General features: G+C 38.3%; 8 protein-coding genes. 2 read left to right on the top strand and 6 right to left on the bottom strand.

Annotated features, from left to right (window positions below; all coding sequences use genetic code 11):
• The first annotated feature begins 594 nt into the window (after positions 1 to 594).
• Positions 595 to 1,614: a hypothetical protein gene (locus NO989_RS21105; protein ID WP_015068599.1), complete on the top strand. Its 1,020-nt coding sequence runs from the start codon at positions 595 to 597 to the stop codon at positions 1,612 to 1,614.
• A 49-nt stretch (positions 1,615 to 1,663) separates the two neighbouring features.
• Here the strand turns inward: NO989_RS21105 and NO989_RS21100 are convergent, their stop codons facing one another.
• The 6 genes from NO989_RS21100 to NO989_RS21075 all read right to left on the bottom strand — a co-directional run bounded on the left by NO989_RS21100 (position 1,664) and on the right by NO989_RS21075 (position 7,216).
• Positions 1,664 to 2,896, bottom strand: a complete 1,233-nt coding sequence (locus NO989_RS21100; RefSeq protein ID WP_015068598.1) for a hypothetical protein — start codon at positions 2,894 to 2,896, stop codon at positions 1,664 to 1,666.
• Between the two features lie 96 nt (positions 2,897 to 2,992).
• Positions 2,993 to 3,997 carry a hypothetical protein gene (locus NO989_RS21095; protein ID WP_015068597.1) on the bottom strand — a complete coding sequence of 335 codons (1,005 nt, stop codon included), beginning with the start codon at positions 3,995 to 3,997 and terminating at the stop codon, positions 2,993 to 2,995.
• Positions 3,994 to 4,980, bottom strand: coding sequence for a hypothetical protein (locus NO989_RS21090; protein ID WP_015068596.1), 987 nt, complete (start codon positions 4,978 to 4,980; stop codon positions 3,994 to 3,996). The genes NO989_RS21095 and NO989_RS21090 overlap by 4 nt, the downstream gene beginning before the upstream one ends.
• Before the next feature lies 1 nt (position 4,981).
• Positions 4,982 to 6,040, bottom strand: coding sequence for a hypothetical protein (locus NO989_RS21085; protein WP_015068595.1), 1,059 nt, complete (start codon positions 6,038 to 6,040; stop codon positions 4,982 to 4,984).
• On the bottom strand, positions 6,024 to 6,743 hold the full coding sequence (locus NO989_RS21080) for a hypothetical protein (protein ID WP_015068594.1): 720 nt from the start codon (positions 6,741 to 6,743) through the stop codon (positions 6,024 to 6,026). Before NO989_RS21080 ends, NO989_RS21085 begins: the two co-directional genes overlap by 17 nt.
• Positions 6,740 to 7,216 (bottom strand): hypothetical protein, encoded by a 477-nt coding sequence (locus NO989_RS21075; RefSeq protein ID WP_015068593.1) that lies wholly within the window; start codon positions 7,214 to 7,216, stop codon positions 6,740 to 6,742. Before NO989_RS21075 ends, NO989_RS21080 begins: the two co-directional genes overlap by 4 nt.
• 198 nt (positions 7,217 to 7,414) lie before the next feature.
• Between NO989_RS21075 and NO989_RS21070 the strand changes: the two genes are divergently transcribed.
• A complete protein-coding gene (locus NO989_RS21070) occupies positions 7,415 to 8,890 on the top strand; it encodes a DotA/TraY family protein (protein ID WP_371343152.1) in 1,476 nt (491 codons plus the stop codon).
• Positions 8,891 to 8,929 lie beyond the last annotated feature (39 nt).

Raw genomic sequence — 8,929 nt, 5'->3', positions numbered from 1 at the left:
TCATGTTCATCTGCCTATCCTTAACTCTCTATAGAGTAAATTGAGATAGGCAGTTACACAAAATTAGTTACAGTCTCACTTTACCAGACAATTCTTCGTTCATTTACGACTTCGATATCGATATCGATAATGACACCCTAGGCTCCCTAGAAAAGAGCCTCAGCCATATTTCACAAAAGCTAGGGGTATCTACAGACGACGCAGACAAACTCTCCTCTGAGACTGTTGAGAGCCTTAGTTCAGAGCTTAAATATACAAAGACTGAGATTGAAAGCAGAGAAGATGATTTAGAGCTTCTTACAGCTGAATTCTCAAAACTATTGAAAGCTGATAAATAATCACACCTAAAACAACCTACGTAGAAACTTATTCGGCTTATCCGCACCTAATAATTTGGGTGCGGCAGCCTTAGCATATGAGTTTGATAATCATTGCTCCCTATGATTCAGTATCGAAAATGATAGCTCTTTGAACTATCACCACCTTCACCTAGAATTTATTAAATCATGAAGCTTTTACCGTGCTCCTGGTGAACCATTAATTAAATTCATATTTGAGATATACTAGTTGTAAATAAGCGAAAGGGACGTTCATATGACAACTAAGGCTTCAGACAATTCAGGTAATCGGGTCACAATTCAATCTTCCATAGAAGACATTTTGGGGTATGAATTGGCTTTACATATTTTCCGTATGTTAAAAATTGAAGAATCTGCTCAGGAAGCGTCCATCAATAACATCGCAGAACTTCATGAATTGCTGAGTGATCGCGCCGAAAACCTTAGTTATGTTCAATCTCAAGCTGAATTTCAGGGATTGGATAAAGAAATACAAGATGAATCAGCTATTGCATATGCAAAGTCCCTTGCATCTTTTGATATCCCACCATTTGCTTATACAACTTTAGAAGATTTAACGAGTTCCTTTAGAAGTAAAAGAGATTCATACCGCTCTCTATTAATTGATTATCTAGAATTATTAAAGGCGGCGTCATTTCCAATACTTAACATTACACAGTCAAAACTGATAGAGCTGAATCAGGAACAAATCAACCCGATTTATAGGGCGTCTCGTGAATACTTAAAAAACAACTTCAAAGGTAGAGTTGAAATAAGCTTTCCTAGGAAACTTGAGCTGGAAAAAGAACAAGATGTTTGCCTAAAGATTATTGGGTATATGGAAGAGGCAGACTTACCTTACTTGATAAACAAGAAAGATAGAGAGTTTTACCTCCCTCAATTACTGAAAAAATGTGCCGCGAAGTTAATTGCAAATGAAAACTTGTGCTCAATTCAACCACATAATACTGTCAAAGGAACTGTAGAGGAAAAACGTGGAGGAAGTTTTTCCTATGAAGCAGAGTGGAGTATAACGGCTTTAAAAGAAGCTCCACAAACAATAAAAGCACATATTTCTATCCTATCAGCCCCATCTACTGCTGACTTAAATAAATTAATGGAATCGGAAGGGTTTAATTGCAAATCGGCTATGGGGCCAAGCATTCACATCGATGTGTCTACCCCAATATTTAAGAAGAAGAGCTTTAGATATTTGATATCTATAGGAATTGCATTAGTTACTCTTCTCGCAACAATTTACTATGGCGCAAAGTAGCCTAGAACAGAAAAAAGCGGCATGATGACCGCTTTTTTTTGTACTTTTATCATGACATTGATGGTGTTTCAGCAGCTTTGGAGAACAGGCTTTTTATAGCCTCTAACACTTCTTTAATAGCTTGCAAAAGATTTTCTTTCTCTTCCTCATCGAGCTCCTTAGCTCCGCCAACAGTTTCATTCAAATCTGAAATCAATGGTTCAAGAAATTCTCCATCACCCACGACAGAACCGGTCTCTTTCAGATAGGAGCTTATTTCAGATATCATTTCCGAAGCTTGTTCAAAATTACCGATTTCTACCGCATACTTAACTTCTTTGGCCAAGTCTTCAAAAACACCTTTTACTAAGTTGGCATCTCCATCTAACTCAACAACAGAACTTTCAGCAGAGCCGGCTTCGTTAGACTCGCCTTTAGTCTTAGACCACTCTGTCATCCATTCTGAGGCACCTGAAATAGCGGAGCCACTTTTTTCAGCAGCTTTTTTACCCACAGTTTCCATTGCTCCATATACCGCTGCTCCAGACGCAACAGCTAATGCGGTAGCACCTTTTGCAATAAACGAAAGACCTTCGAAAAGACCATTCCCGGCCTTCTGACCAGCATGTAAGCTAGAGTTAGCAGTACCGCGAATATCAATAGGAGTCCCTGGCTTTACTCCCCCACTTTGTGGCATATGATGGGTATTTTGAAAATGAGGCGCTTGGACTTGGCTGTAGTTATATCCCGGTGGATATTCCCTTTGACTATCTGAATCTTCTAATTCAATCTCAATTTCATCATTTTTTTTCGATTCATCTTTGATTTCTTTAAAGAATTCCTCGAAGTCAGCCTGTAATGATTCCTCTTCTTGATAAGGTTGATTTGGAGCATTTTCCTGGGAATTCGCCCCAAGAGTGGACTCGCTTTTGACTGAACTATCTACGTCTTGACTAGAACCATCTAATATTTCTTTGTAATTTGAGCTTTCAAAAGCTTCCTCGGCCTCCTCTTCTTCGTCCTCTTCTTCGGCCTCCTCTTCTTCGTCAACGATATTCGAAATTTCCTTTTCGTCTTCTAGTTTAGGTTGCTCACTTGAAGCGTCCCTAAGCTCTTTCTCTGCGTCATTTAATTGGTCTACAAGATCCTGATATTCTTCAAAAGTTAATGAATTCCCCTGCTCCATCTCGAAGTCACTAGCATTTGTTGCCGCAAGTTCTTCTTGATTCAACTCGTTTATCGCATCATTGAATGAGTCAACATCATGTATATTCTCACCTTCGCCATTCAAACTATGGTCCATCAGTACACCTCCAAATTTGTTCAGCTTTATTATTTATTAAATTTCTAAGTTAGGGGCTTATATCTTGCGATATTTGCAGCATATAGACTGCAATGCTCAAAGAAGACTTCTAGTTGATTTCAGGAGCGCTTTTTCTTGAGCTATTTCTAGAATTACTTTCAGATTAATATTGATCTCATTTCTCTTATGAATACTTTTTGTTCGTAGGTAATGCTCATTGACTAATGCCGTATTAGATTTGGTAACTAGGTCATTCAATGATGAACCCCGAAGAATAGAATCAACGGTTTCTCCATTTATGACCGTTAAAATATTCGCACCATCTAAGCTCTCATTAACTTTTTTATGTCGTTCAATTTGTCGTGATTTAATGATTGAAATAAGCTTTAAGAGAGCTATTTTCGATGGAGACCGCTGTCCACTTTCAAGTCTATCTTTGCTCTGAACTCCAATAAATCGAGCAAAGTTTTCATCCGTATTTCTGTAATTCCCTTCCTCTAACCATTTTGTAGTTTTGCGCCTCCATGATGAAGATGACGCGCTTAGCTTAGAGCTTTCAAATATGAGTTGAGAGAAATGCCCTTCAGACTCACTTTCATTCGTAAAAGCATTTGACAAAACTCCTATTGCTTTTGAGTTTCCAGCCAGCGGATGGTTATAGAGAGACTGTTCACTGAACAGAGATGATGTGTATTGAAATGAACGTATTTTAGTCGATGCTTTAAGAGCTCCTTGAATCGAGTAAACCAATTGCTCAGATAATGTTGTAAAGTATTTAACGGTAACCAAATCATTAAGTAGGACTTTATTAGCTAGACCATCCCACGCCGTTATTTCTGCTTCCACCTTTTCAATTTGAGTGGTATTCCATTCAATTGCTAGGTTTTGAAAACTAGTATTAACATCAAACATTACTCTGCTAAATTCGCTACAAGAACTAGTGAGTTGGGAAACGTCATTAGTTATTTGCCTTCCCATATTTGAAATAGCTTTTGCGCTACATTGAGAGTCACAGAATGGTTTACAAGGCTCCCATGCTTTTACGTCTTTAGAGATAAACCCGGAAAGTAAGAAAAAACAGATAAATAAGAATAATTTCACTTTATTTCTTCCACCTGTTCATTTTTCCGGATTTTTAATGTTTCCAAATAACTTTTGAACAAAGTATTGCTAAGTTGATTGGTAGCTATTAGCTGCCTTTCAAGGCCTGATTTTGACAGTTTAAAAGTGTTACCTATTAAGGTTTGTTCTGTTAACGGGGCGGTAGATAATGCATTTAAATAGCTAGAAAGGCTCCGTTCAGCCTCATTCTTAATTTGGATACTAACTAGGTAGGAATTTGTGTGAGCTGAATACTTATCAGGCTTCGCTTGCTCTAAGATCTGCAAGTTGGCAAAAATATTTTGGCCGTCATCTATAATGCTCAAAATATCAAAATCTTGTGATACCGAGTCTATTGATTTCCTGAGTGATGCTTTTGTTTTCGAACTGTTGTGCAGCTTGGAGGTGACATTTTTAAATGCATTAAGTTTTTTGCTGGTTTCGAATTGAAATGTCTGCTTATCAACCAGTGCGACCTTCAAGTCAGTAGCTGTTCCAATTATCAATTCATTAAACACTGGGTACCCAATTTCACTAAATGAATTTGAGTTTTGGTGGACTGCTTTTAACTTCGATTGGGATTTTAGTGCATTCACAAATTCTGATACAAGAGCCTCAAAAAATGTACTCACCGATTTACTAAGACCGGACTGGGCAAGTTCCAATTTTAGTGCTACACCATCAAGAGCAGTTATCTTGCTTTCATGATTTGATTGGTAAGATGTTGCAAGGGAGCTGTACATTTCTGCAACAGAGGCTGAGACATCAGCCTCAGAGAGCGACAAATCTTTAGAGCTTGTATTAACGCTACTTAGTAACTGACTAGCTTTGGTTCCAAAACTATTAAAAGCCTTACCGGCACAAGAGGAATCACATGGAATAATTCCACAAGTGTAACCAGAGCAGCATGGCCCGAAACCAAAATTTGCATGACTTTTAAAAGGAATGAACAGAAAAATGGAAAATAGGATAAACCGTACCATGTTACTTATTTGCCTCCATTGCTAATGAAAGACGCTCCTGTTTGATAATTTCATTAAGCAGGAAGTTAGTAATGTTCATTTGGTTAATCTGCTCGCGAATAAGACCTGTATCGCTTTTTGTTTTAACATCTAAGTGCCAATCTTCTGAAACCAACTTTCGCTCAGTCTCGGATGCAATAAACTCTTCAATTGAAGTTTTTCCGTCTAATGCGGTTACTTGTGTATACCCAATATCCCAACCATCAATAGATAATAGTGCTGCTTTATTTATAACTTCAGAAGCAAGAGCTCTATAGGCTGCAGACTTTTTTGCTATTTCTGAGAAATATGCAATTTTCTGTACCTCACTTAAATCTGAAATTTTCTGAGGATTTGGTAAAACAAGTAGCTTCATTAAATTGAGTAATGAGCTTGTATCCTCTATTGATATGACTGGTAAATGAAGTAAGTCTAGAAGGGGTGTTAACTCCTCTATTTTCTCATTGACCTTTTTGGCTCTTAGGCTGCTCGTAGAATCTGATTCGCCAACAACCAACGCCCAACTCTGAAACTTTTTTACACTGTCATCTAATAACCCGTTTAATTCGACCAACGCTACTTTTAAATGCTCAGCTCTATTTACAGTAATATCGTTTGATACGGGATGCGCTAATGGACCAAATTCCTTCGAATTGTCTATAAAACCTTCTGTCTTAGTTTGATTCTTTATCGCTAGGTTAATTTCATTTACAGTGTAATCTGTTAAATTTCGTATAGTTACACCGAGCTTTTCTTGTGAAAGGCTTAATTTTGCTGCCACACCATCTAGCGCAGTCAGCATTTGTTGTTGTTGTGCATTCAATAATCCAACCATCGTTGAATTAGATGTATCAACAGTCACTTTTAATTGATTTGTCGCTTGTACATTTGTGTCTACGGTAGTTTTTAAAGAGTTTAACGACGCGCTAATACTTGCTGAAGCCTTCTCAACAGACGCTTGAATACAAGCATCGCAACCCGCACGAGCTTCAGATGCAGCAAACATTAAGAGTAATGGTGCAGCTTTAATTATTCTCTTCATTCGATTCCTCCTCTTCTTCAACCTCCGGTTTAAATAAACGGTCTAGATCTAGAAGTGAATCAAGCCTTTCTTGGTCTTCGGTACGCTGACTTCTAGTATCAACCCCTCTGGCCTCTACTTTTATTTCTTCTACAGATTGGTCGGTCCAATCTCTACGGGTAATCCTTGGATATTCACCAAAAACTTCCTGAACTGCTTCAGATGTTGCCTCTCGGTTGGTAAGCCTTGAACGTGACGATGCAATATCAGAAAAACTTTGTACATCTGACGAGCCTCGTGTGCTGACAGACACAGAACCGATACCCATCGGAGCTTCAAGCCTTTGATCTAGATAAGATGTTGCTTCGTTAACTTTGTCATTTATGGCATCACAAGCTTTGTTTAAGATTTGGTCTTTCAATGCTGCGTATATCCCTGAAAATATCGATTTGGGGTCTATTGCTATAGCATTAATATCGACCTTATTAATGTCATTTAAGCAACCGGCATCGATCGCTGAAGAAGGATTTTGTATTAAATCATCTGTTAGATATGAAAATGATTTATTCATGTCCGTCCAAATTTCTTGAACCTGATTTTTTTGTGAGCAAGCAATCGAAGTATCTGACTCTGCACAACCGAATGCGTCTTCTTCCTGAGCAATTGCTAATTCAGAAAAAGCTACACTCGCTAACAGTAACTTCCCGTATATTGAAAATTTCATAGTGAACTTCCTTTTCTCTTCTGTACTTTGTCAATGGCCGCGTACACTAGTGCGAGACGTTTATTATTTAGTAATTGAGATAGAGATACCTGAGTGTGAGCTGCGGCCAAGCGCTCGATGAGAATTACTGACTGTCTGCCATACTTTTCATTATCAGCTAGCTTTGAAGCCGAAAGGGACAGATTGCTTATTAGCCCAGGAATTCTAACTTCGAGCATTTGAAGCAAGTACATCGAAGATGATACCGACATGAATGCAAGCAGAGTAAGCAATGCCGGATGATTGTTCTTAATTACATCCAATTTATCATCTATCTCCTCCACCCAATTTTCGATTTTTAAAGCTGTTTCAGCATCGAAATCAAGCACCCACTTTTCAACATCAGAAATTCTTTCAAAAAGATATTTTATTTCTGGAAAGTTATTCCAGTGCTCAGTTATCGAGTGTGAGTCAAATCTTATTGCTGCTGGCATAACATCCTCTAAATGTTCAATAAGTGGGAAAAGCGGTTTGAAACCTACCGCGCTGAATAGACAATGAAATTATCTTTATGTGTTGCGGTGCTAACAATCGCAAAAGCCAGATAAGTCGGGAAAATTATGAGCATTAGAAAACTTACCCGAGCCTTACTATTGTCTATATGCGTTCTGACTATAAATTCAGGAAAGCTGATGGCGCAGGAAGCTCAAGCAGACGATCCAATTGTAGAGAATAGGACCGACTTGTCGGTTCAAATACTAAGGGGAATGTTTGGAGATGTTGTAAACATTATCCAAGGTGGAGAAGCCCCGGACTCACCAGACGCGCTTTTAGGAAAAGTAATGATTGTTTGGTGTGGTTCTCTATTTGGTATCGTTTTGCTCCTAGTCGGTTGGAACTTGTTTACTTGGTTCTTTTCAGCGACCCATAGTGGAAAAAATAAAAAATCAGACCTGGACCAAGCTGGCGTTTCCGTCCGTTTAATAATAGCGCTACTGTCAACAGTTCCTTTATCTGCCGGCTACTGTTTCTTCCAATATGGCCACATACTTATTAACGGCTACAGCATTCAAAATGCTAACCAATTAGCTAATATTGCATATGACAATATGAGCGTCGGTGGTCAATTTAACTCTCAAACAAATATCCAATCATCAAAGATCACTTCCCAATTATTTGAAACATTTATCTGCCAAGAAGGACTTAATGCAGTTGAAGGTGAAGAACTAATCAAAACACACCTAACTAAAAATATTGACCGTACTGGTGAAACCGTTGTTTCAGTATCCCAAGGAAATGATTCATTCTTTACAACTTACTCGATTGATAGTTGTGGAAAATATGAAATAAATGCTGATTTACCAAATTTTAAGTTCTCTATTGATGGTGTACCTGAAGAGTGGTTTATTGAGTCATCATTCAATGCATTTCTTCAAACAAGGGAGCAAGTAGGAATTTTAGCTGTCAATTTCGTCAACAGTTACTTAGTAGACGAACTGGAAGATTCCGCTCTAGAGCAATTAATAGCAAGTACCCAAGACCAACTAGCCTCAATTTCGAATGAATATGAAAATAGGGTAAGAAGCATTCGCAATGAATACTCGGAGATGAAAAACAATGAATTAAATAATTCAGGCCAAGACATCCCCCCATATCTCCAACCTGTCCCATCTTTCATGGACAATTATAGTGTAAGAGAACTTGGTTGGATTGCATTAGGTGCCACATGGTGGATTGACTCTGTAAGAAAACAAGAATTCAACAGTATGCTCAATGGAATGGGCATACAATCATCGTCAAGTCTAGATGAATCAATTTTGACACACGCTGACTTAGCTGAACTTTGGTACGCCACATCAAAAGTTACAGAAGGTAAGAGCGGAAGGGTTTTCGTTTCTGAAAGCAATGATGGAACACTGATAATACATGAAAAGGATAGACAGGTTGATATGTTCATATCGAACAGCCTACGCTTAGTCGGAGAAAGTAATGATTTACTTTATTCGTTGAGCGAGCTTGGACATGAAATGATAGTCACTGGTGAAGTTTTGTTACTCACAACTACAGCGTTAAGTAGCAAGATAGAGGTATTAGATAATTTAGGTAAAAGCGATTCGGGCGGGATACCTGGAGCCTGTAACAGATTCTGTGTAACTGCCATTAGTTAATATGCTTTTCGAGGCGTTCCTCGAACTCGATAATAAAAC

Source organism: Alteromonas sp. DY56-G5, from assembly GCF_041414725.1.
In the GTDB taxonomy this organism is placed as follows: domain Bacteria; phylum Pseudomonadota; class Gammaproteobacteria; order Enterobacterales; family Alteromonadaceae; genus Alteromonas; species Alteromonas macleodii.
This window is presented reverse-complemented; position numbering and strand designations above follow the sequence as displayed.